The organism is Sphaerisporangium melleum (genome assembly GCF_014646695.1).
Taxonomy (GTDB): domain Bacteria; phylum Actinomycetota; class Actinomycetes; order Streptosporangiales; family Streptosporangiaceae; genus Sphaerisporangium; species Sphaerisporangium melleum.
In genome coordinates, this window is sequence record NZ_BMNT01000013.1 from 1 (window position 1) to 19,542 (window position 19,542).

At 71.6% G+C, this 19,542-nt stretch carries 18 protein-coding genes; 8 read left to right on the forward strand and 10 right to left on the reverse strand.

The window, feature by feature from the left end:
- Positions 1 to 874: 874 nt before the first annotated feature.
- Together hflX and IEY93_RS13015 are read right to left on the reverse strand one after the other, a co-directional pair.
- Positions 875 to 2,401 carry a GTPase HflX gene (gene hflX, locus IEY93_RS13010; RefSeq protein ID WP_189163288.1) on the reverse strand — a complete coding sequence of 509 codons (1,527 nt, stop codon included), beginning with the start codon at positions 2,399 to 2,401 and terminating at the stop codon, positions 875 to 877.
- A 75-nt stretch (positions 2,402 to 2,476) separates the two neighbouring features.
- Positions 2,477 to 3,232: a DUF4097 family beta strand repeat-containing protein gene (locus tag IEY93_RS13015; RefSeq protein WP_189163289.1), complete on the reverse strand. Its 756-nt coding sequence runs from the start codon at positions 3,230 to 3,232 to the stop codon at positions 2,477 to 2,479.
- Positions 3,233 to 3,472: 240 nt separating this feature from the next.
- Here IEY93_RS13015 and aceB point away from each other — a divergent pair, with 240 nt between their 5' ends.
- Genes aceB through IEY93_RS13040 form a run of 5 tightly spaced genes read left to right on the forward strand, consistent with a single transcriptional unit; the run spans position 3,473 to position 9,944 of the window.
- A complete protein-coding gene (aceB, locus tag IEY93_RS13020) occupies positions 3,473 to 5,068 on the forward strand; it encodes a malate synthase A (protein WP_372444432.1) in 1,596 nt (531 codons plus the stop codon).
- On the forward strand, positions 5,065 to 6,546 hold the full coding sequence (locus tag IEY93_RS13025) for an FAD-linked oxidase C-terminal domain-containing protein (RefSeq protein ID WP_189163291.1): 1,482 nt from the start codon (positions 5,065 to 5,067) through the stop codon (positions 6,544 to 6,546). The genes aceB and IEY93_RS13025 overlap by 4 nt, the downstream gene beginning before the upstream one ends.
- Positions 6,546 to 7,925, forward strand: a complete 1,380-nt coding sequence (locus IEY93_RS13030) for an FAD-binding oxidoreductase (RefSeq protein ID WP_189163292.1) — start codon at positions 6,546 to 6,548, stop codon at positions 7,923 to 7,925. The genes IEY93_RS13025 and IEY93_RS13030 overlap by 1 nt, the downstream gene beginning before the upstream one ends.
- Positions 7,926 to 7,932: 7 nt before the next feature.
- Positions 7,933 to 9,207, forward strand: a complete 1,275-nt coding sequence (locus IEY93_RS13035; protein ID WP_189163293.1) for a (Fe-S)-binding protein — start codon at positions 7,933 to 7,935, stop codon at positions 9,205 to 9,207.
- Positions 9,204 to 9,944: an IclR family transcriptional regulator gene (locus IEY93_RS13040; protein WP_189163294.1), complete on the forward strand. Its 741-nt coding sequence runs from the start codon at positions 9,204 to 9,206 to the stop codon at positions 9,942 to 9,944. The genes IEY93_RS13035 and IEY93_RS13040 overlap by 4 nt, the downstream gene beginning before the upstream one ends.
- Positions 9,945 to 9,990: 46 nt before the next feature.
- Here IEY93_RS13040 and IEY93_RS13045 read toward each other — a convergent pair whose 3' ends face one another.
- From IEY93_RS13045 to IEY93_RS13060, 4 genes are all read right to left on the reverse strand, one after another.
- Positions 9,991 to 10,614: an IS3 family transposase gene (locus IEY93_RS13045; protein ID WP_189163295.1), complete on the reverse strand. Its 624-nt coding sequence runs from the start codon at positions 10,612 to 10,614 to the stop codon at positions 9,991 to 9,993.
- A gap of 135 nt (positions 10,615 to 10,749) precedes the next feature.
- Complete coding sequence (locus IEY93_RS13050) at positions 10,750 to 11,670, reverse strand: RNA polymerase sigma factor (protein WP_189163296.1); 921 nt, start codon at positions 11,668 to 11,670, stop codon at positions 10,750 to 10,752.
- 162 nt (positions 11,671 to 11,832) lie between these two features.
- Entirely contained in the window at positions 11,833 to 12,312 is a 480-nt protein-coding gene (locus IEY93_RS13055; protein ID WP_189163297.1) for a QcrA and Rieske domain-containing protein, read from the reverse strand.
- A complete protein-coding gene (locus IEY93_RS13060) occupies positions 12,294 to 12,698 on the reverse strand; it encodes a fascin domain-containing protein (protein ID WP_189163298.1) in 405 nt (134 codons plus the stop codon). The genes IEY93_RS13055 and IEY93_RS13060 overlap by 19 nt, the downstream gene beginning before the upstream one ends.
- On the opposite strand from IEY93_RS13060, the gene IEY93_RS13065 reads away from it, so the two are divergent.
- On the forward strand, positions 12,697 to 12,939 hold the full coding sequence (locus tag IEY93_RS13065) for a hypothetical protein (protein ID WP_189163299.1): 243 nt from the start codon (positions 12,697 to 12,699) through the stop codon (positions 12,937 to 12,939). The genes IEY93_RS13060 and IEY93_RS13065 overlap by 2 nt on opposite strands.
- A 62-nt stretch (positions 12,940 to 13,001) precedes the next feature.
- Here the strand turns inward: IEY93_RS13065 and IEY93_RS13070 are convergent, their stop codons facing one another.
- From IEY93_RS13070 to IEY93_RS13085, 4 genes are all read right to left on the reverse strand, one after another.
- Positions 13,002 to 13,586: a CHRD domain-containing protein gene (locus IEY93_RS13070; protein WP_189163300.1), complete on the reverse strand. Its 585-nt coding sequence runs from the start codon at positions 13,584 to 13,586 to the stop codon at positions 13,002 to 13,004.
- Positions 13,587 to 14,622: 1,036 nt separating this feature from the next.
- Positions 14,623 to 15,435, reverse strand: a complete 813-nt coding sequence (locus tag IEY93_RS13075; RefSeq protein WP_189163301.1) for a VOC family protein — start codon at positions 15,433 to 15,435, stop codon at positions 14,623 to 14,625.
- A gap of 132 nt (positions 15,436 to 15,567) precedes the next feature.
- Entirely contained in the window at positions 15,568 to 16,521 is a 954-nt protein-coding gene (locus tag IEY93_RS13080) for an SPFH domain-containing protein (protein ID WP_189163302.1), read from the reverse strand.
- 183 nt (positions 16,522 to 16,704) lie between these two features.
- A complete protein-coding gene (locus IEY93_RS13085; RefSeq protein ID WP_189163303.1) occupies positions 16,705 to 17,220 on the reverse strand; it encodes a septum formation initiator in 516 nt (171 codons plus the stop codon).
- Positions 17,221 to 17,540: 320 nt separating this feature from the next.
- On the opposite strand from IEY93_RS13085, the gene IEY93_RS13090 reads away from it, so the two are divergent.
- Both IEY93_RS13090 and IEY93_RS13095 read left to right on the forward strand, forming a co-directional pair.
- Positions 17,541 to 18,221 (forward strand): response regulator transcription factor, encoded by a 681-nt coding sequence (locus IEY93_RS13090; protein WP_189163304.1) that lies wholly within the window; start codon positions 17,541 to 17,543, stop codon positions 18,219 to 18,221.
- A complete protein-coding gene (locus tag IEY93_RS13095) occupies positions 18,218 to 19,516 on the forward strand; it encodes a sensor histidine kinase (protein WP_189163305.1) in 1,299 nt (432 codons plus the stop codon). Before IEY93_RS13090 ends, IEY93_RS13095 begins: the two co-directional genes overlap by 4 nt.
- The last annotated feature ends 26 nt before the right edge of the window (positions 19,517 to 19,542 follow it).

The following is a 19,542-nucleotide window of genomic DNA, read 5'->3' on the forward strand; positions in this document are numbered from 1 at the left end:
CCGCACGGCCGACCCACGCGATGCGGTCGTTGTGGACCAGGATCGCGGCATTGCTGCAGACGTCATTGCCGGTCCAGAGCCGGCCGATGTTCGTGAGAAGCCGCACCGTCATGGCATCACCGCCCGGCCAAGGGCCTCGGAAGCGCCCGGGAACGCCGCCGGAGCCCAGGTGCCGCCGGGCGCCACGCCCGCTGGGTCCGCTCCGTTTCCGGACGTCATTGGGGGGTCTCCTGATCTCATCCGCACTGGTGTGCGATGACGGTATCGCCCGGATCTTGGTCGGGCGATTTCAGTTCAGTTACGTTATTTCACAGGTCGGTCCGGTGTACAGGGTTATTGCGAAGAACGCCAGTTCAACTCCCCTGTGGCACGCGGAGGCGCCGCACACCCCGGCTCGTCGGAAATCCGTCCCCGGGAACCCTGGCGCCGATCCAGCCCCTGCTGTAGCAGCAGTCACACGCGTCATCATGCGAAACCAGCGCCAGAATGTCTTGTCAGGGTGCCCTTATCGTAGCAATAATCAAGCCTCGCGGGCCACAGCGAACTAACTGCGCCTTTGCGAGTTTTCTGGACACTGTCGCGCTTTGTGTCGCTTGAGGTGCTCTGTCCTGATTTGCACCGTTGCCTTCCGCCTCCCCCTGGACGGCTGAACGGTCAGCGATCGCACTGCGGCCAGAGCCATCGGGACCACCGCGCCAAGCCCTCCCCAGCGCACCGGCCCGGCTCGCCGACCCCCAGGCCACCGTTGACCGGTCAAGAAAATACCAGGAACGATCACCCTGCGCCGGGGAATCGGAAAAATCAGCGGGCCGAGTGCGCCGCACCCGGCGCCGTGAGCCGTCGGTCGGGGGCCACCGGCCCCCGACCGACGACATCACACGATCTCGACCGGCTTGGCGGTGCGTTCGAGCTCGGCGAACAGCCCGGCCGGGACGTGCGCGTGCAGGACGGTGCCGTCGCCGGTGTGGTGGATCGACCGCACCTCGCCCTCCTTGTGCGCGCGGGCGACGAGGTCGCCTCGCTCGTACGGGACGAGCACCCGCACCTCGTGATCGAGCCGGGGCAGCTCGCGCTCGATCACCTGGAGCAGCTCTTCGATGCCGGCGCCGGTGCGGGCCGAGACGACCACACTGTGGCGCTCGCGGGTGGCCAGCCGGGTCAGGACCACCGGGTCGGCGGCGTCGGCCTTGTTGACCACCACGATCTCAGGGATGTCCCGCGCCCCCTCGATGTCGGCGAACACCTCGCGAACCGCGGCGATCTGGGACTCCGGATCGGGGTGCGAGCCGTCCACGACGTGCAGGATCAGGTCGGCCTCGCCGACCTCCTCCAGCGTGGAGCGGAAGGCCTCGACGAGCTGGTGCGGCAGGTGCCGGACGAACCCCACGGTGTCGGCCAGCGTGAACAGCCTGCCCTCGGGCGTGCGGGCCCGGCGGACGGTCGGGTCCAGCGTCGCGAACAGTGCGTCCTCCACCAGCACCCCGGCACCGGTGAGGCGGTTCAGCAGTGACGACTTGCCGGCGTTGGTGTAGCCCGCGATGGCCACCGCGGGAACCTCGCGCCGCGTCCTGCCCGCCCGCATGGTCTCGCGCGCGGTGGACATGCCGCTGATCTGCCGGCGCAGCTTGGCCATGCGCTCGCGGATGCGCCGGCGGTCCAGCTCGATCTTGGTCTCACCGGGGCCGCGGCCACCGATGCCGACGCCACCCGCCGCCCGGCCGCCGACCTGGCGCGACAGGTTGCCACCCCAGCCGCGCAGGCGCGGCAGCAGATAGCTGAGCTGGGCCAGCTCGACCTGGGCCTTGCCCTCGCGGCTCTTGGCGTGCTGGGCGAAGATGTCGAGGATCAGCGCGGTACGGTCGATGACCTTGACCTTGACGATGTCCTCGAGCTGCCGGAGCTGGCCGGGGGTCAGCTCACCGTCGCAGATGACGGTGTCGGCGCCGGTGGAGGCGACGATGTCGCGCAGCTCCACCGCCTTGCCGGACCCGATGTAGGTCGCGGGGTCGGGGCGCTGGCGCCGCTGGATGAGCCCTTCCAGGACCTGCGAGCCCGCGGTCTCGGCGAGGAGCTTGAGCTCGGTCAGGGAGTTCTCGGCGTCGGCGGCGGTGCCGCTCGTCCAGACGCCGACCAGGACCACCCGCTCCAGCCGGAGTTGCCGGTATTCGACTTCGGTGATGTCTTCGAGCTCGGTCGACAGGCCTGCCACACGCCGCAGCGCCTGACGTTCCTCGAGGTCGTAGTCACCGGTGGCGAGGTCTTCGATGGACTCGTCGTAGATGAACGTCTTCTGTGTGGCTATGGTGCGCTCCTTGCGCGCTCGTGGGTCACCGTCGGCGGTGACCGTCCCGCATAGTTCAACACGGGGACCCCGCCGCTGTCTTCCCCCGCATCGTGCCATGTCCAGCGCCGGTGATTCACCTGGTTATCGGCGTGGCGGCCGGATGGCGGGACGCCGCCTCACGGGCCTGCCGGATCAGGAGGGCAGGACCTGGGCGTCGCCCGACCCGCTCCTGACCACGATGGTGCGCGGCGAGGAGTCGTCGTCGGTGACGGCGATCTTCCGCTCACCCGAACCGGTCTCGGCGGTGACGGCGTAGGCCCCGTCGGGCACGTGGACCACGCCGGTGCCCGACCCGGTGCGCACCTCGACCTTGTCAGGGGTGCCGGTGAAGCGCAGCTCGACGTCGCCGGACCCGGTGCGGGCGACCGCCTGGCCGCCGCTGAGCCCGCGCGCGTCGATGGTGCCCGACCCCGCCTCGACGTCCAGGCCCCCCGACACCTCCCGCAGGGTGACGTCCCCAGAGCCGGTCTTCACCGACACCCGGACGCCGCGCGGCACCTCGATCGTGTAGTCGACCCCGCAGCTCCATCCCGAGCGGGGGCAGGTGTAGCCGAGGTGGAGGGTGTCCCCCTGGACGGGGTGCTCGGTGACCGGTTTGTCGTTTCGCCAGTACAGCTTCTCGGTCACGTGGAACGCGGCACGGTCGGACTCGGTGACCCGGATGTCACCCGCGCCGGCGTCGACGCGCAGCACCGGGACCTTGGTGTCCACGTCGTAGGCGCTCGTCTCCTCCTTCGCCGGGGAGGCGAGGTCGGTGACGCCGCAGGCCGTGAGCAGCAGTCCGCCCCCCAACAGGGCTGCTGCGGCCAGTACGCGTCCCGGGCGGGTCCGGGCGCGTGCGGAGCGGGCACCGGGGAAGGGGTCGGTCATGGTGGTCGGCGTGTTCATGGTTCCAAGGTTGGCCGGTGGCGGCCGTCGCGCCCATCGGGGAACCCCCGGAGCCGACCCTTGGCGATCCCCCAGCCGGACCCGGCGTTGACCCCCGAGTCGGCGGTCGAGTAGCCTCGATTCCACAATCCAGAAATTGTTTTCCGCTTCCCGGAAAAGATTGCCACCCGGAACTCCGGCGGGCGTCCGGCGGCCGGCAGGAGCCGCGGCGTGACGCGCGGGAGCCAGGTCGTGGAAAGGATGGCCATGGAAGGCGTTGAGATCACCGGTCCGTCCCGGGACCGCTTCGACGAGATCCTCACCCCCGAGGCGCTGCGCTTCGTGGCCACCCTCCAGCGCGAGTTCGAGGGGCGGCGGCGCGAGCTGCTCTCGGCCAGGCAGGCCCGCCAGGCCGAGCTCTCGGCGGGTGGCACGCTGGACTTCCCGTCCGAGACCGGCTCCGTTCGCGAGGACGACTCCTGGCGGGTGGCCGCCCCGGCCCCCGGCCTGGTGGACCGCCGGGTCGAGATCACCGGGCCGGTCGACCGCAAGATGACGATCAACGCGCTGAACTCCGGTGCCAAGGTCTGGCTCGCGGACTTCGAGGACGCCAACTCCCCCCTCTGGGAGAACGTCGTGGGCGGCCAGCTCAACCTGCGCGACGCGCTCGACCGCACGATCGACTTCGAGGCCGGCGGCAAGACGTACGCCCTGCGCCCCGACGAGGAACTGGCCACGATCGTGGTCCGCCCGCGCGGCTGGCACCTGACCGAGAAGCACGTGCTGGTGGACGGCGAGCCGTTCTCCGCCTCGATCTTCGACTTCGGGCTGTACTTCTTCCACTGCGCGCGGCGGCAGCTCGACAAGGGCAAGGGCCCGTACTTCTACCTGCCGAAGATCGAGTCGCATCTGGAGGCGCGCCTCTGGAACGACGTGTTCACCCGCGCCCAGGAGCTGCTCGGCATCCCGTACGGCACGATCAGGGCGACGGTGCTCATCGAGACCTACCCGGCCGCGTTCGAGATGGAGGAGATCCTCTACGAGCTGCGCGATCATTCGGCGGGCCTGAACGCCGGACGCTGGGACTACCTGTTCAGCGTGATCAAGAAGTTCCGTACCCGCGGCCGGGAGTTCCTGCTGCCCGAGCGCAACGCCGTGACCATGACCGCTCCGTTCATGCGCGCCTACACCGAGCTGCTGGTGCGCACCTGCCACAAGCGCGGCGCGCACGCGATCGGCGGCATGGCGGCGTTCATCCCCTCGCGCCGCGACCCCGAGGTGAACAAGGTCGCCCTGGAGAAGGTCCGTGCGGACAAGACGCGCGAGTCGGGTGACGGCTTCGACGGGTCCTGGGTGGCCCACCCCGACCTGGTGCCGATCTGCGGGGAGGTCTTCGACTCCGTTCTGGGCGAGCGGCCCAACCAGCTCGACCGGCTCCGCGAGGACGTGTCGGTCTCGGCGGCCGATCTGCTGGCGGTGTCGAAGACGCCGGGTGAGATCACCGAGGCGGGGTTGCGCAACAACATCGACGTCGCGCTGCGCTACCTGGCCGCCTGGATGGGCGGCAGCGGCGCCGTGGGCATCCACAACCTGATGGAGGACGCCGCCACCGCCGAGATCTCGCGCTCGCAGATCTGGCAGTGGGTGCACAACGACATCGAGCTGGCCGACACCGGCGAGGTGGTGACCAAGGAGCTGGTCGGGCGCATCATCGCCGAGGAACTGGACAAGATCCGCCAGGAGCCCGGTTTCGACGCCTCGTTGTACGGCCAGGCCGCGGAGCTGTTCACGGAGGTCGCCCTGGACGACGACTTCGCCGAGTTCCTGACTCTTCCGGCGTACGCCCGCATGCCATGACACCGGTATCGGCATCCGCAGGCCCGTCCGGGCGCGTCTCCGGCCTGGTGGGCGGGCTGACCGCGATCCTGGGAGCCGAGGCGGTCATCACCGATCCGGTGCGGTTGCGCACCTACGAGTCCGACGGCCTGACCTACCACCGCGCTACCCCGGGCGTCGTCGTGCTGCCGGAGACCGCCGAGCAGGTCGCGGCGGTGGTGCGGCTGTGCACCCGGACGGGCACGCCGTTCGTGGCGCGCGGCTCGGGCACCGGCCTGTCCGGCGGGGCCCTCCCCCGCGCCGACGGGGTGCTGATCGTGACCTCGCGCATGCGAAGGATCATCGAGATCGACATCGGGAACCGGCTATCCGTCGTGGAGCCGGGCGTGACCAACCTCGCGATCAGCGAGGCCGCGCGCCCGTACGGCTACTACTACGCGCCCGATCCCTCCAGCCGGCAGGTCTGCTCGATCGGCGGCAACGTCGCCGAGAACTCCGGCGGCGCGCACTGCCTGAAGTACGGCTTCACGGTCAACCATGTCCTGGCGATCGAGATGGTCGCCCCGGACGGCGAGATCGTCGAGCTGGACGCGATGGACCCGGGTTACGACCTGCTCGGCGCCTTCATCGGCTCCGAGGGCACGCTCGGCATCGCCACCAAGATCACTGTGCGGCTGTCGCGGCTGCCGGAGACGGTGACCACACTGCTGGCCGCGTTCGTCTCCGTGGAGGCCGGCGGGCGGGCGGTGTCGGCGATCATCGGCGCGGGCATCGTGCCCGCGGCGATCGAGATGATGGACGCGCTCGCCATCGAGGCCGCCGAGGCGGCGGTGCACTGCGAGTACCCCGCCGGCGCGGGCGCCGTGCTGATCGTCGAGCTGGACGGGCCGGGCGCCGAGGTCGCCCACCAGTTCGCCGAGGTGGAGCGCATCTGCCGCGAGAGCGGCGCGACCGAGTTGCGCGTCGCCGACGACGTGGCCGAGCGGGAGGCGATCTGGCGGGGGCGCAGGTCGGCGTTCGCGGCGGTCGGCCGGATCAGCCCCGCCTACCTGGTGCAGGACGGCGTGGTGCCGCGTACGGCCCTGCCCGAGGTGCTCGCCGGCATCGAGCGGCTGTCCCGGCGGTACGGCATCCGGGTGGCCAACGTGTTCCACGCCGGGGACGGCAACCTGCACCCGCTCGTGCTGTTCGACGACGCCGAGGAGGGCGCGGGCGAGCGCGCCGAGCGGGTGTCCGGGGAGATCCTCGACCTGTGCCTCGAGCACGGCGGGTCGATCACCGGGGAGCACGGGGTCGGAGTCGACAAGTCCCGCCATATGACGAAGATGTTCTCGCCGGAGGACCTGGACACCATGCAGCTCGTCCGGTGCGCCTTCGATCCGGCGAACCTCTCCAACCCCGGCAAGATCTTCCCCACCCCCCGCCTGTGCGGCGAGGTCCCCGGCGTGCGGAAGGGCGTGCACCCGCTGGTGGCCTCCGGAGAGGCGGAGTTGTTCTGATGGCCCTTCCCCCCGAGGAGGCCCTGGCCGCGACCGGCGCGACCGTCCGCGCCGCCACCCCTGACGACCCGGACACCCGCGCGGCCGGTCTCGGCCGGCTCACGCCCCGCTGGGTCGCCCTGCCGGAGTCCACCGAGCAGGTCTCGGCCCTCATGCGGGCCGCCACTGAGCACGACCTCGCCGTGGTCCCGGCGGGCGGGGGCTCCAAGCTCGGCTGGGGTCCGCCGCCCGAGCGGTGCGACCTGCTGCTGACCACCCGCCGCATGGACCACGTGCTGGAGCACGCCGCGGGTGACCTGGTCGCCCGGGTGGAGGCCGGCGTGCGGACCGAGGCGCTCGCCGCCACCCTGGCCGCCGCCGGGCAGGAGCTCGCCCTGGACGTCCCGGTCGAGGGCGCCACCGTCGGCGGCACGCTGGCCACCGCCACCGCGGGCCCCCGCAGGCTGCGGTACGGCACGGCGCGCGACCTGCTGATCGGCATCACGGTCGTCCTGGCCGACGGGACGATCGCCCGCTCGGGCGGCAAGGTCGTCAAGAACGTCGCCGGCTACGACCTGGGCAAGCTGTTCACCGGTTCGCTCGGCACGCTCGGCGTCATCACCGAGGCCACCTTCCGCCTGCACCCGCTGCCCGCCGCGCGGGCGTGGATCACCGTCACCGTGCCCGGCCCGGCGGACCTGCCCGACCTCGCCGCCCTGGCCGGCTCGCAGACCGAGCCGAGCGCCGTCGAGGTCGACCGGCCGAGCGCCGGCGGGCCGCTGACCCTCGCCGCGCTGTTCGAGGGCGTGGCGGCGGCCGGACGAGCCGAGGCCGCCCGCGCGCTGCTCGGCCCGGCGGCGGTGACGGGCCCGGAGCCGCCGCCGTGGTGGGGCCGGGCGCCCGGCGAGGAGTTCCTGCTGGAGCTGCGCGTACGCCCCGCGGGCGCCGTCCCGGCGCTGGCCGCGGTGTCCCGCGCGGCGCGGGAGGCCGGAGACCTTCCCGTGCATCTGCGCGGGTCGGCCGCCTCGGCCGTGCTGCACCTGGCGCTCCCGGCGGACGCCGCGCCGGCCCGGGCGGAGGCGTTCGTGTCCGCGCTGCGTTCCGGGCTCGGCGCGCACGGCGGCAGACTGGTGGTGTGGACCGCACCGGCGGACGCCGCCGCCCGGCTGGACCGCTTCGGACCGTCCGGGGCCGCCACGTTGATGCGGCGGGTCAAGGAACGCTTCGACCCGGACGACCGTCTGTCGCCCGGACGGCTGCCCGCGAGCGCCCGGCCCGGGCCGGCGCTGGAAGACCCCGCGCCATCAGGGGACCGAGCACCGCGCGGAGAATCGGTGCCCGCCGGGCATCCCGCACCGCCGGAGGGGCCCGGGACGCAAGGGGAGGGGGAGCGCACGTGAGGAGCCGATGGCCGTGAACCCCGAGCTGATCGACGACTGTGTCCACTGCGGGTTCTGCCTGCCCACCTGCCCCACCTACGAGCTGTGGGGCGAGGAGATGGACTCCCCGCGCGGGCGCATCCACCTGATGAAGCAGTACGTCGAGGGCACGCCGCTCACCCCCGAGATGGCCGGCCACTTCGACGCGTGCCTCGGCTGCATGGCCTGCGTGACGGCCTGCCCCTCCGGGGTGCGGTACGACCGGCTGATCGAATCGGCGCGGGCCGAGGTGGAGCGGGTCCACCCGCGCTCGCGCGCCGACCGTGCCTTCCGCGCGCTGGTCTTCGCGCTGTTCCCCCATCCCGGCCGGCTGCGCGCGCTGCGCCTGCCGCTGCAGCTCGGCCGGGGCCTGCTCCCCCGGGTGCTGCCCATGCTCGAACGGCTCGACCCGCGGCTGGCCGCGATGGCCGAACTGGCGCCGCCGGTCCCCCGTCACCGGGTGCGCCTGCCGGAGCGGGTGCCGGCGCGCGGTGCGCGCCGGGCGACGGTCGGGGTGCTGACCGGGTGCGTCCAGGGCGAGTTCTTCCCCCGGGTCAACGCCGCGACCGTGCGCGTGCTGGCGATGGAGGGCTGCGAGGTGATCGTCCCGCCCGGGCAGGGCTGTTGCGGCGCGCTGTCGGTGCATTCGGGCCGGCCCGAGGAGGCCGCGCGGTTCGCCCGCCGGACGATCGCGACCTTCGAGCGGGCCGGGGTGGACACGGTGGTGGTGAACGCGGCCGGGTGCGGGTCGAGCACCAAGGAGTACGCCGATCTGCTCGCCGGGGACCCGGGCTGGGCGGCGCGGGCGCGGACGCTGCGCTTCGTGGACCTTTCGGAGTACGTGGCGGAGCTGGGCCCGCGCGCCGAGCGGCACCCGCTGCCGATCAGCGTCGCCTACCACGACGCCTGCCATCTCGCGCACGCCCAGGGCATACGTGCGCAGCCCCGGGCGCTGCTGGCCGCGATCCCGGAGCTGCGGCTGCGCGAGATCGCGGACGCCGCGATGTGCTGCGGCTCCGCCGGCACCTACAACCTGTTCCAGCCGGTCGCGGCGCGCGAGCTCGGCGACCGCAAGGCCGCCCACGTGCTCGCCGCCGGCGCCGACCTGCTGGTGTCGGCCAACCCCGGCTGCACGATGCAGATCGCCGCCGCAGCCCGCAGGCGCGGCGAGCGCGTCCGGGTGGCCCACACCGCAGAGGTCCTGGACGCCTCGCTCCGCGGCCTGCCGCCCACCGTCCTCACCGGCACGGAACGGCCGCGATGAGTGCCGTGCAGAGCGTCGATCGGGCGCTGGACGTGCTGGAGGCGCTGGCGGAGGGCGGGGGCGAGGCCGGGCTGACGGAGATCGCGGCGCGCACGGGGCTGCCGTACGGCACCATCCACCGGCTGTTGCAGGCCCTGCTCAGCCGTGGCTACGTACGGCAGGAGTCCGACCGCAGGTACGCGCTGGGCGGAGCGCTGATGCGGCTCGGCGGGGCCGCCGAGCGCATGGTCGGCGTGTGGGCGCAGCCGTACCTGGAGAAGATGGTCGCGCTGTCCGGCGAGACGGCCAACCTCGCCGTGCTGGAGGGCGACTACGTGGTCTACGTGGCGCAGGCGGCCTCCCCCCGCCGGCTGCGGATGTTCGCCGAGGTGGGCCGGCGGGTGCCGCCGCACAGCACGGCGGTGGGCAAGGTGCTGCTGGCGGACCGGCCGGACGCGGCCGACGTCCTGGCGCGCACGGGCCTGCCCCGCCGCACCGAGCACACGATCACGACGGTGGAGGCGGTGCTGGCCGAGCTGGACGCCGTGCGGTCGCGGGGGTACGCGATGGACTCCGGCGAGGAGGAGATCGGCGTCCACTGCCTTGCGGTGCCGGTGCGGGACGGGAGCCGGGTGATCGCGGGCATGTCGATCTCGGGACCGGTGGAGCGCATCGAGGCACTGGACCGTGACGAGCTGGCCGAAGGCATGCGGAAGATCGCCGCCGACTTCGGGCGCGAGGTCTTTCCCGCCCTCTGACGCCGGGGCCGTCCCGCGGCGTCCGACACCTCACGCCCAGGGGGCATCACGGTAAGGATCGGGCCGCGTCACGATCCCGAACCGCGGACGAGGGCGAGCCGTGCGCGCCCTGCAGGCCGGCTTCGCGCATGAGCCGTTCGACGCGCTTGCGACTGACCACTTCGCCCAGATCCGACCGTAGCTCGGCGTGGACGCGCGGCGAACCGTACCTGCCGTCGGAGTCGGCGTGAATCCGCTGGATCATCTTGGTGAGTTCCCTGTCGCGGAGCACACGCGGCGGTTCGGGACGCCCGAGCCAGTCGTAGTACCCCGATGTGGACACCTGGAGCAGCCGGCAGGCCACCGCGACCGGGACACGGCCGGCGGCGAGTTCACGGATCAGCGAGTAGATCATCTGGGTGGAACGCCTTCTCAGGGTCAGTTCGACCACCCGCCTGAGCACGTCGTTCTCCGTCTCCAGTCGCTTGTTCCGCCTGCGCAGTTCGGCGAGCTTCTCCTTGGTTTCGCCGGTCGGCGGGTCGCCGGTGCCGGCGGCATCCTGCTTCAACCAGGTGTGCAGGCACGAGCGGCTGATTCTCAGGTCCTTCGCGAGCCGAAGGAGCGATGTGTCGCCTCGACGCGCGAGCTCGACCGCTCGGCGGCGCAGGTCGGGAGAGTGCGGAGGGGGCATGGGCGATGTCTCCTGCCGGATGCGTGCGAGACATCCCAGGGGCCGCGCAAGCGTGCGTCCCCTGGGACCTGACACAGGCAAGATGCGCCGCTCAAGCGGAGAGTTCGATTTCCGGCTCCGTCAACCCGAGGAACTTTAGGCGGGACGTGGATGGAACAGCCGGATCTTCCGGACGCGGTCTGCGTGCAGGAAGTTCACCCAGACGACGGTGGGCGGGCAGTGGAAGGGATCGTCGGGCGGGTTGATGAGGTCGTTCTCCCAGATGACCACGTCACGGCCGACCACGAGGTTGGCGAGGCGCTGCTGCACGCCGGCGCCGAGATCACGGTCCATCGCCCCCAGCAGATGGTCGAAGCCATGTGTGAGCTTGCCCTTCGCCATGGTGATCTCCACCGTGGGCGCGCAGAGCTCCGTCAGCGCCTCCGCGAACGCGCCGCTCCGGGCGGCCCGCAGCGTCTCCTCGGCTTGCCTGCGGCGCCTGGCTTCCTGGGCGGCCACGTCATCGTGGGCCAGGCTCGCCGTCGCCAGCAGCGCCTGGGACAGTTTGGCCCGCGCCTGGCTGAGCCGGCTCCGCACCGTGCCGGTCGGGATCCCGCACACTTCCGCGATGTGTTCATAGGCGGTGACCTCGGTGAAATAACGCAACATCGCGACCAGACGCAGCCGGGGCGAAAGCTCGTCCAGTGCGTGCCAGACCCAGTCCCGCTGGGCGTGGCGGTCCAGCAGTTCCGCCGGATCGGGCTCCTCGCGCGGGAGAACGAGCGCCTCGGCGGGCATCGGTCTCCTGGCGCGGAGTTGCGTCCGGCAGACGTTGCGAACGATCGCCCGCAGCCATGGGCCCACCGCATCGGGGTCGCGGAGATCCCCGATGCGGCGCAGCACGATCAGGACGGCTTCCTGGACCGCGTCCTCGGCGTCGGGGCTGTGCCCGAGGATGCTCAGCGCCACTGCCCGCATGTCCGCCTGGTGCCTGGCCAGCAACAGGCCGAGCGAGCCGGCGTCGCCCGACCGGGCCTCGCGGACGAGATCGGCGTCGGCGAGCGTGGCGTTCCCCATATCGGCCAATCTACCGACGCCGCATGACCGTGACGGACGTTCACCGATCTCGCCCCAGGCCGGGCCCGGGACGGCCACCGCTGTGATCATATGGGGTGCCGCATCCATGTGACCGGCGGTGGCCGTGCCGCGTTCGCCGCGTCGGACCGGGGCGTGTCCGGTTCAGGCGAGCCGGATGGTGTCGCCGTCGACCTCGATCGGAACCTCGGGCAGGGGCTTGGTGGCCGGGCCGCTCATGACCTTGCCGTCGAGCCAGAACATGCTGCCGTGGCACGGGCAGTTGATCATCCCGGCGGAGACGTCGTCCACGATGCATCCCTGATGCGTGCAGACGGCGCTGAAGGCCCGGAAACCGCCCGGCTTGGGCTGGACGATGACGATCTTCTGGTCGGGGAAGACCTTGCCACCGTCCTTGGGAATGTCGGAGGTCCTGGCGAGGCTGGTGCCGCTCCGCGTGGCGGTGGGGGTGGCGGTGTCTCCACTGGGTGTGGAGGGAGAAGGGCCGGTGCCGGCGCTGGTGGGGCCGCCGCCGGCGCAGGCGGCCAGGGCGGTCGTCAGTCCGGCGCCTCCCGCGCCCATGATGGCGGCACGGCGAGAGACGGCGCCCGCCGCGGCGCGGCCGATCACTGGAACTTCTCCCATGCCCCGACCGACGTCGAGCGCGCCCGCAGCATGCCGTAACCGGAGCCCGTGTAGGCCAGTTCGGCGGCCACGTACTTGTTGTTGGCGAGAGACCTGATGGTGCAGTAGGACGGGCACTGGATGTCGAACTTCTCCCATTCCCTGATCGACGTCGAGCGTGCCCGGAGCATGCCGGTGTCGGCGCCCGTGTAATCCAGCTCGGCGGCCAGATAGCGGTTGGCGGCCCACGCGAGGATGGTTTCGAAGCCGCCGTCGTGCTTGCAGACCGTGAACCACTCCCACTCGCCCGCGGAGATCGTCCGGGCGCGGACCATGCCCTTCACATACCCGGTGTAGTCCAGCTCAGGGGCGAGCAAACGGTCGTTGCCCAAAGACTTGATCTTCATGTCGTCACAGATGGGCCCCGTGGCGCGGGCCGTGTCGCTCGGCTTCATGAAGCCGGCCAAAGTAGTGGGCTTGCCTGCCGACGAGGCGGAGGCGGTTCCTGCGGTCGCCACGGGTGTCGCGGTCAGCGCGAGCGCGCCGGCCGCCAAGGCGAGGACGAGTGACCGCAAGCCGTTCCTGAGATTCATTTCCCTGCTTTCTGCGATGATCCGTCGCGGCCCGCCGGCTCCCGGTGACCGCTGATGACGAGGATGTGGAGGACCTCGCGGAGCATCCCGACATCCTCGACATCGTCGGCGGGTGACCTACCAGCGCCTGCCCGTGTGCAGTTGGCCGCGCACCGCGCCGTCGGGGAACTGGGCGGTGTGCAGGTTGGCGTACCACTTCGTGGGGTGGTTCTTGATGTCCTTGAGCAGGCTGCCGCCGACCTGGACGGAACCACGCGCGACGTCGCCGCGAATGTCGCCTCTGGACAGCAGGTTGATGACCACAGGACCGTTCACCCCCGCCTTGCCCCGGTGGATGTGGAAGGCCGTCGGCCTGCCGGTCTTACGCCACTGGACGATGTAGTAGAGCCGGTTACCACTGATCCGGAAGCGGGCCACCGCCTTGCCGTCGCGGTCATTGACCTTCTTGCCGGGCTCGGGCACCTCGTTCCGGCCCAGAAGGACAGCCTCGAAGTAGCGATTCGTTGAGGAGCCGGCCGTCACGAACGAGCCGGCCGTGACCGCCGTGACCGCGTGACCATGCGCACTGGCCCGCGGCTCGGCGCCGGCGGGCGCGGCTGTCACCGCGCCGGCGGCCAGCACCGCGACGGCCCCGGCCGCCGCCCCGACCGCACGCCGCCACGAGACCCGCCTATTGCCGAACTTCTCGTCCATGTTCACCATAACCTTCTCCGTTGCGCCATGAGTGTCTTTTTCCGCTACCGGCGGCGGAGATGACAATAGCGGCACTTCTCCGCATAAAGCATGTGATCAATGACACACGGCCGCCATAAGGCAATTCCACGCCGACGACTCATGCCGCCACACTCGACCACTTACCTCTCTGACCAGGGAAAACACCCTCAGACAAGTGATCATTTGGAGCACTTGCCGAGCGATGATCTTCATATCGCGCGGCCTCCGCCGGCACCACGGAAAGCCACCTCTCACTTACACAGGATTCGGCGGCGGCGCAATATCCACCTATTCTCCGGACTCTTGCCCTGAGGACACCCGACATTGGAAAAACGACTTGCACGCCCTCACAGAACGCACGAAAATTCCGGCATCGCGCGGCCGGCCTCCACGAAGATGCGACCGAGGACTCATCCAGCCGACAGAGATCGAGGCCGGCAGCCGATCTTCCAAAGAATCAGCTCGAAGAAGGCCGGCTCGACGCGCCAAGAGAGCCCGAGACGTATGACGCCGCGAAGTGGACGGCGGCGTGGCCGGAACCGGAGAATCGTCCACTCGCCGCTCCACAGACGATCCCGACCGCCCCGAAGCCACGTGCCGGACCCTCGGCTTGCCTGCGGAGATATGAGCGGTGGTGACCGCTCACCGCCCGCGCGCGCCGAGTCGCGACGCGCCCCGGGCGAGATGACCGGCCGCGGGCACGCACCCGATTCACGCGAAGGGGTGCCGACAAGGCGGTGACCCGTCCCGGGACGATCGATCGGTGCGAAAATCCGCGTGCGCGGGACCTGGAAAGCCTCAGGAGAGATCGGCCGAGGCCGTCGTCAGGCATGTGGAGGATGGCGACATACCATTACCGGAAGGCATGGTCTTGTCGCGGTCGAGGCGCCGTGGCCGTCCGTCCGGCGCCGCCGAGTGACCTCACCCCGGATGTCCGCGCTCCCGGGGGAAGACAGGCCCGGTCCGCCCGCCATGGTCCGGAACGGCCCGGCGGGGCCGATCGGACCTTACGGGCACGGGCGGGTCAGTGGCCACCGAACGGGGAGACGCCGACGGGGTGGGCGCCCTTGGCGTGCTGGCAGAGCGCGAACTCCGCGCCGAACGGGTCGGCCACCACGGCGACCGGCCCGTTGTGCGACTCGTACATGGGGATGCGCACCGACCCGCCTCCTCTGACAATGCGGTCGATCGCCTCCGCACAGTCGAACACCCGCAGGTAGAGCACCCAGTGGCGCGGAATCCACTCGGCCTCGTACGGAACCCGCAGGCGTCCGCAGACCGGCACGTCGCCGACCTTCCACACCACGTAGTCGTAGTCCACGCCGTCGCCCACCTGGAGCTGCTGGTAGCCGAAGAGTGAGTGGTAGAAGGTGTCGGTCACCCGGGCGTTCCTGGCGTTGACCTCGTTCCAGCACATCGCGCCGACGTCCCCGTACAGGCTGGACCCGACGTGCGTGCCGGGCTCCCAGAGCCCGAAGATCGTCTCCTCCGGGTCGGCGGCCAGGGCGAAGCGCCCCTCCTCGGGCAGCGTGGTGGGCAGGATGATCAGCTTGCCGTCGTAGGCCTCGACCCGCACGGCGGAGGCCTCGACGTCGGAGGTGGTCAGGTAGGTGTTCCACGCCGGTTCCACCGACTCCAGCCCGACCGCGGGCGGGGTGATGGCCGCGACCGGCTGGTCGTCGACCAGGCACATGGTGTAGTTCCAGTAGCGCGGCCCGAGATCTCGGCACTGCCAGCCGAAGACCTTCTGGTAGAAGCGGACGGCGCCGGGAACGTCGTGCGTCGTCAGCTCAGGCCAGCAAGGGGCGCCATCAGGGTAGCGATAGCGGTTCGACATCACACGTCTCCCCCCGTGGCGGTGCGATCCCCATAGGGGCATACTCGCACCCTCGCCCACCGGCCTCCCGCCGGGCCCCCAAGCTTGCCGTTTTCTGGACATACTCCACAAAACCGGCACGCGGCCGAGCGGTCAGCGTGACTGCGGAGTGATGTTGATCGCGCCGCCCTGCGGCACCGGCACGACCTGGACCCTGCCGTCCTGGATGGCCTTCCACAAGATCGCCCCCTGCGGTCCGAGCACCCTGACCAGGTCCTGGATGGACTCGAGCTCGGTCTTCACCTTGGTGTTGATCTGCTGCTGCGCGAGGTTCTGCTGCTTGGCGGCCTGCTCGGCCGCGAGCGCGTCGATCAGGGTCTGCGGCGGCTCGGGCTTCTGAATGGTCAGCACCACGTCGCCGCAGTCGCCGGACCCCCCGTAGTTCGGCTGGCAGAAGTAGTCCTCCCCGGCGGTCTCCCGGATGAACTGCCGGGCGAGCTGCCCGACCCGCTGCTCCCACTGCTGCTTGGCATCAGGGTCGTTGAACAGCTTCTTCCACTCGAACTCCTGGGACGCGGCGTCCATCGCCCGGTCGAGCGGCTGCTTGAAGTAGAAGTTCAGCATGCGCCGCCAGCCGTCGGAGGACTCCGAGCCGCCGAAGTACGCCCCGTACTTCAGGCCGATCTTCTCGTGGAAGCGGCGCAGCGTCTGGCAGGAGGTGTTCAGCGTGAACGTGGCCGACCCCGCGACCTCCATCTCGACGTTGTCCTTGGAGACGATCCGGATCGGCTTGGACTCCGCGTCCGGCGAGCCGGAGAAGTCGAAGGTGCGCTGCCCGAACGGATAGGAGTAGGAGGTGTCCCCCGGACCGAGATAGGTGGCACCGCTGGAGGGACTGATGCACTTCTCGAACTTGATCGCCTCGAACGGGCCGCCCGCGTAGTGCAGCCGCACCTCGTCCGGCGCGGTGCTCACCTTGCTGCAGCCGGAGGCCACGAATCCCAGGACCACGAACGCGATCACGGCGAGCAGGACGCCGCGCAGCACCAGCCGCCGGCCACGTCCATCGCCCTGCCCCGCGTCACCGGTGCTCTTACGCGCGCTCATCGCCTACCGTCCTTTACTCAGGCTTTACGGTCGGCCGATCCTAGAGCACCACCCACCGCACGCGAGGCCACTCGGTGCGGGCTGTGGACAGATCGCACGTCCTCCCCCCTTCCCGGGGGAACGCGATCCGGAATCCGCCCCGGCCGAAGGCACGTTCAGGGGCGCTCGGGCGGTCCGGGCCGTTCAGCCGTTACGGACGGCGAAGGCGGGACGATCTCCGCGGCACCACACCTCGACCTCGCTGCGCGATGGCCCTTGGAAGCGGACACGCACCTTGTCCCGGGGGCCGCGCTCGGCGTCCTTGACCTCGTACCCCTGGGCCGGTGTCCACGAGCGCAGGGTGACCATGCCGCCCTCGCACCGGGCCACCACCACTCCCCCGGAGGCCGCGATCACCGTCTCCTTGCCGCCCGCTCCGCCCGTTCCGCCGGGCGTGCCGGAGGACGCCGGCCGGGAGGGCGATGCGGGAGGCGGGCCCACCGGCCCGGTCGGAGAGGCCGGCGCCGCGGGCGAGCCGGCGGTGCCCGGCGAGGGGGCGGACGCCTCGAGCGAGCGACGCACGTCGGCGGGCGACAGAGCCCGGCTCACCGAGCCGGTGACGGCGTCCCCGAGGAAGGCCGTCACCACGACACCGGCGCCCGTGGCGACCAGCACGGCGACCAGCCAGCCGCCCACGACCAGCAGCGGACGGCGGTTCACGCCGCCACCGCCGCAGGACGCCGCGTCGCCCGGCACCCGGTCGCGACCGCCCGCTCACACGCCGCCCACCGCGGATGACCGCCCTGTGCGGGCCCGGTCACGCACGTGTGCATGTCCACCCGATCCTTCCTGACCCGCGTCCGCGAACCGGCCGCCCCGGCGATCACCGCCGCTCCCCCGTCCGAGTGGGTGAGGCTCCGTCCGCCTCGCGCGGCACCGGCGGCGTGGGACGATCCTCGCTGCCGGAAAGCTAAGCCCGGGTTAAGAGCCGCATAAGAGCTCTTATGCCAGCACTTCCGGACCGGTTAGCGTAACGGCTCATGGCAAACATCCTGCTCATCGAGGATGACGTGACGATCCGCACCGCTCTCATGCGCGGGCTGCGCGACCGCGCTCACGCGGTGTCCTCGGCCCCGACCGCGCTGGAGGGCCTGCGCCTGGCCGTCTCCGAGCGTCCCGACCTGGTCGTCCTCGACCTCGGGCTGCCCGACCTGGACGGCACCGAGATGCTGCGCATGCTCCGTGCCGTGAGCCGCGTGCCGGTGATCGTGGCCACCGCCCGGGACGGCGACGCCGAGATGGTGCGCCTGCTGGACGCGGGGGCGGACGACTACGTGGTCAAGCCGTTCAGCGCCGCCCAGCTCGACGCGCGCGTCCGCGCGGTGCTGCGCCGCACGGGGGACGGTCGCGCCGACACCTCGGTGACCGTGGGCGAGCTGCGGCTGGACCCGCGAAGCAGGGAGGCCGTCCTTTCCGGCGACCACCTGGAGCTCACCCCCCGCGAGTTCGACCTGCTGCACTATCTGGCCGTCCGCTCCGGTCAGGTGGTCACCAAGCGCGAGCTGCTCACCGAGGTCTGGCAGGTGCCCTACGGCGGGGCCGACAAGACCGTGGACGTCCACCTGTCCTGGCTGCGCCGCAAGCTCGGCGAGACCGCGCAGCACCCCCGCTACCTGCAGACCGTGCGCGGCGTCGGGGTCAAGCTGGTCGCGCCGTCATGAGGCGCTGGCTCGCGCTGCTGGTGGCGGCGACCACCTCGCTCGTCCTCATCGCCCTGCTGGTGCCGCTGGCACTGCTGGTGCGTGCGCTGGCCGAGAGCGGCGCGGTCACCCAGGCGACGGCCGAGGCGCAGTCCGTGGCGGCGGTGGTGGGCACCGCGGACGCCGCCGGGCTCACACTGACCGCCGAGCGCACCTCGGCCGCCGGCGGCCACGCGATCACCGTGTTCCTGCCGGACGGCCAGGTCGTGGGAGCCCGGGCCGCGCGTTCGCCCGCCGTGGAGCTGGCCGCACGCGGGCAGAGCCTGACCGCCGAGACGCCGTCCGGCTTGGAGGTCCTGGTCGCCGTGCAGGGCCTGCCCGCGGGCACGGCCGTGGTCCGCGCGTTCCTCGGCGAGGACGACCTGCGCCGCGGGGTCCGCGAGGTGTGGCTCGGCATGCTGGTGCTCGGGCTGACGCTCATCGGGGTGGGCATCGGGGTGGCGGACCGCCTGGCCCTGGCGCTCACCCGGCCGATGAGCGAGATGGCCCGGGTCTCGCACCGGCTCGCCGCCGGGGACCTGACGGCGCGCACGACGCCGGGCGGCCCGCCCGAGGTGCGCGACGTCGGTCTCGCGCTGGACCATCTGGCCGGGCGGATCAGCGACCTGCTGGCCGAGGAACGTGAGAGCGCCGCCGACCTGTCCCACCGGCTGCGCACCCCGCTGACCGGGCTGCGGCTGGAGGCGGAGTCGCTGTCCGATCCGGAGGAGGCCGCCCGGCTGGGCACCCGCGTGGACGCGCTGGAGCGGGCCGTCACCTCGGTGATCCAGGACGTGCGGCGACGGTCGCGGGAGCAGGCGAGCTGCGACGCGGCGCGGGTGGTGGCCGAGCGGGTGGCGTTCTGGTCGGTCCTGGCCGAGGACCAGGGGCGGGCGGCCGAGGTGGCCGTGCCGCCGGGACCGCTCGAGGTCGCGGTGAGCGCGGCCGAACTGTCCGCCTGCGTGGACGCCCTGCTCGGCAACGTCTTCGCCCACACCCCCGAGGGCGCCGCGTTCTCGGTGCGGCTGGCGCCCGAGCCGGGAGGGGCCCTGCTGGTGGTGGCCGACCACGGGCCGGGCTTCCGGCCGCTCGGCGGCAGCGGGCACCCGCTGGAGCGTGGCAGGAGCGGCGCGGGCTCGACCGGGCTGGGCCTGGACATCGCCCGGCGGACGGCGGAGGCGTCCGGTGGTTCCCTGACCCTGGACGCGGCCCCCGGCGGCGGCGCCCGGGTCGTCCTGCGCCTGGGCGCCCCCGCCGACTCCGGCGCGCTGCGATGATCTCTTAGGCGCGTCTTAACATCGCC

What these genes read in the sequence shown, in the direction of transcription:
- IEY93_RS13055 (WP_189163297.1), bottom strand. Translation starts at nt 12,312, where the DNA reads ATGGGAGAAGTTCCAGTGATCGGCCGCGCCGCGGCGGGCGCCGTCTCT.
- IEY93_RS13060 (WP_189163298.1), bottom strand. Translation starts at nt 12,698, where the DNA reads ATGAAGATCAAGTCTTTGGGCAACGACCGTTTGCTCGCCCCTGAGCTG.
- IEY93_RS13080 (WP_189163302.1), bottom strand. Translation starts at nt 16,521, where the DNA reads ATGAGCGCGCGTAAGAGCACCGGTGACGCGGGGCAGGGCGATGGACGT.
- IEY93_RS13015 (WP_189163289.1), bottom strand. Translation starts at nt 3,232, where the DNA reads ATGAACACGCCGACCACCATGACCGACCCCTTCCCCGGTGCCCGCTCC.
- aceB (WP_372444432.1), top strand. Translation starts at nt 3,473, where the DNA reads ATGGCCATGGAAGGCGTTGAGATCACCGGTCCGTCCCGGGACCGCTTC.
- IEY93_RS13025 (WP_189163291.1), top strand. Translation starts at nt 5,065, where the DNA reads ATGACACCGGTATCGGCATCCGCAGGCCCGTCCGGGCGCGTCTCCGGC.
- IEY93_RS13050 (WP_189163296.1), bottom strand. Translation starts at nt 11,670, where the DNA reads ATGGGGAACGCCACGCTCGCCGACGCCGATCTCGTCCGCGAGGCCCGG.
- IEY93_RS13030 (WP_189163292.1), top strand. Translation starts at nt 6,546, where the DNA reads ATGGCCCTTCCCCCCGAGGAGGCCCTGGCCGCGACCGGCGCGACCGTC.
- hflX (WP_189163288.1), bottom strand. Translation starts at nt 2,401, where the DNA reads ATGGCACGATGCGGGGGAAGACAGCGGCGGGGTCCCCGTGTTGAACTA.
- IEY93_RS13045 (WP_189163295.1), bottom strand. Translation starts at nt 10,614, where the DNA reads ATGCCCCCTCCGCACTCTCCCGACCTGCGCCGCCGAGCGGTCGAGCTC.
- IEY93_RS13035 (WP_189163293.1), top strand. Translation starts at nt 7,933, where the DNA reads ATGGCCGTGAACCCCGAGCTGATCGACGACTGTGTCCACTGCGGGTTC.
- IEY93_RS13065 (WP_189163299.1), top strand. Translation starts at nt 12,697, where the DNA reads ATGTCGTCACAGATGGGCCCCGTGGCGCGGGCCGTGTCGCTCGGCTTC.
- IEY93_RS13075 (WP_189163301.1), bottom strand. Translation starts at nt 15,435, where the DNA reads ATGTCGAACCGCTATCGCTACCCTGATGGCGCCCCTTGCTGGCCTGAG.
- IEY93_RS13095 (WP_189163305.1), top strand. Translation starts at nt 18,218, where the DNA reads ATGAGGCGCTGGCTCGCGCTGCTGGTGGCGGCGACCACCTCGCTCGTC.
- IEY93_RS13090 (WP_189163304.1), top strand. Translation starts at nt 17,541, where the DNA reads ATGGCAAACATCCTGCTCATCGAGGATGACGTGACGATCCGCACCGCT.
- IEY93_RS13040 (WP_189163294.1), top strand. Translation starts at nt 9,204, where the DNA reads ATGAGTGCCGTGCAGAGCGTCGATCGGGCGCTGGACGTGCTGGAGGCG.
- IEY93_RS13070 (WP_189163300.1), bottom strand. Translation starts at nt 13,586, where the DNA reads ATGGTGAACATGGACGAGAAGTTCGGCAATAGGCGGGTCTCGTGGCGG.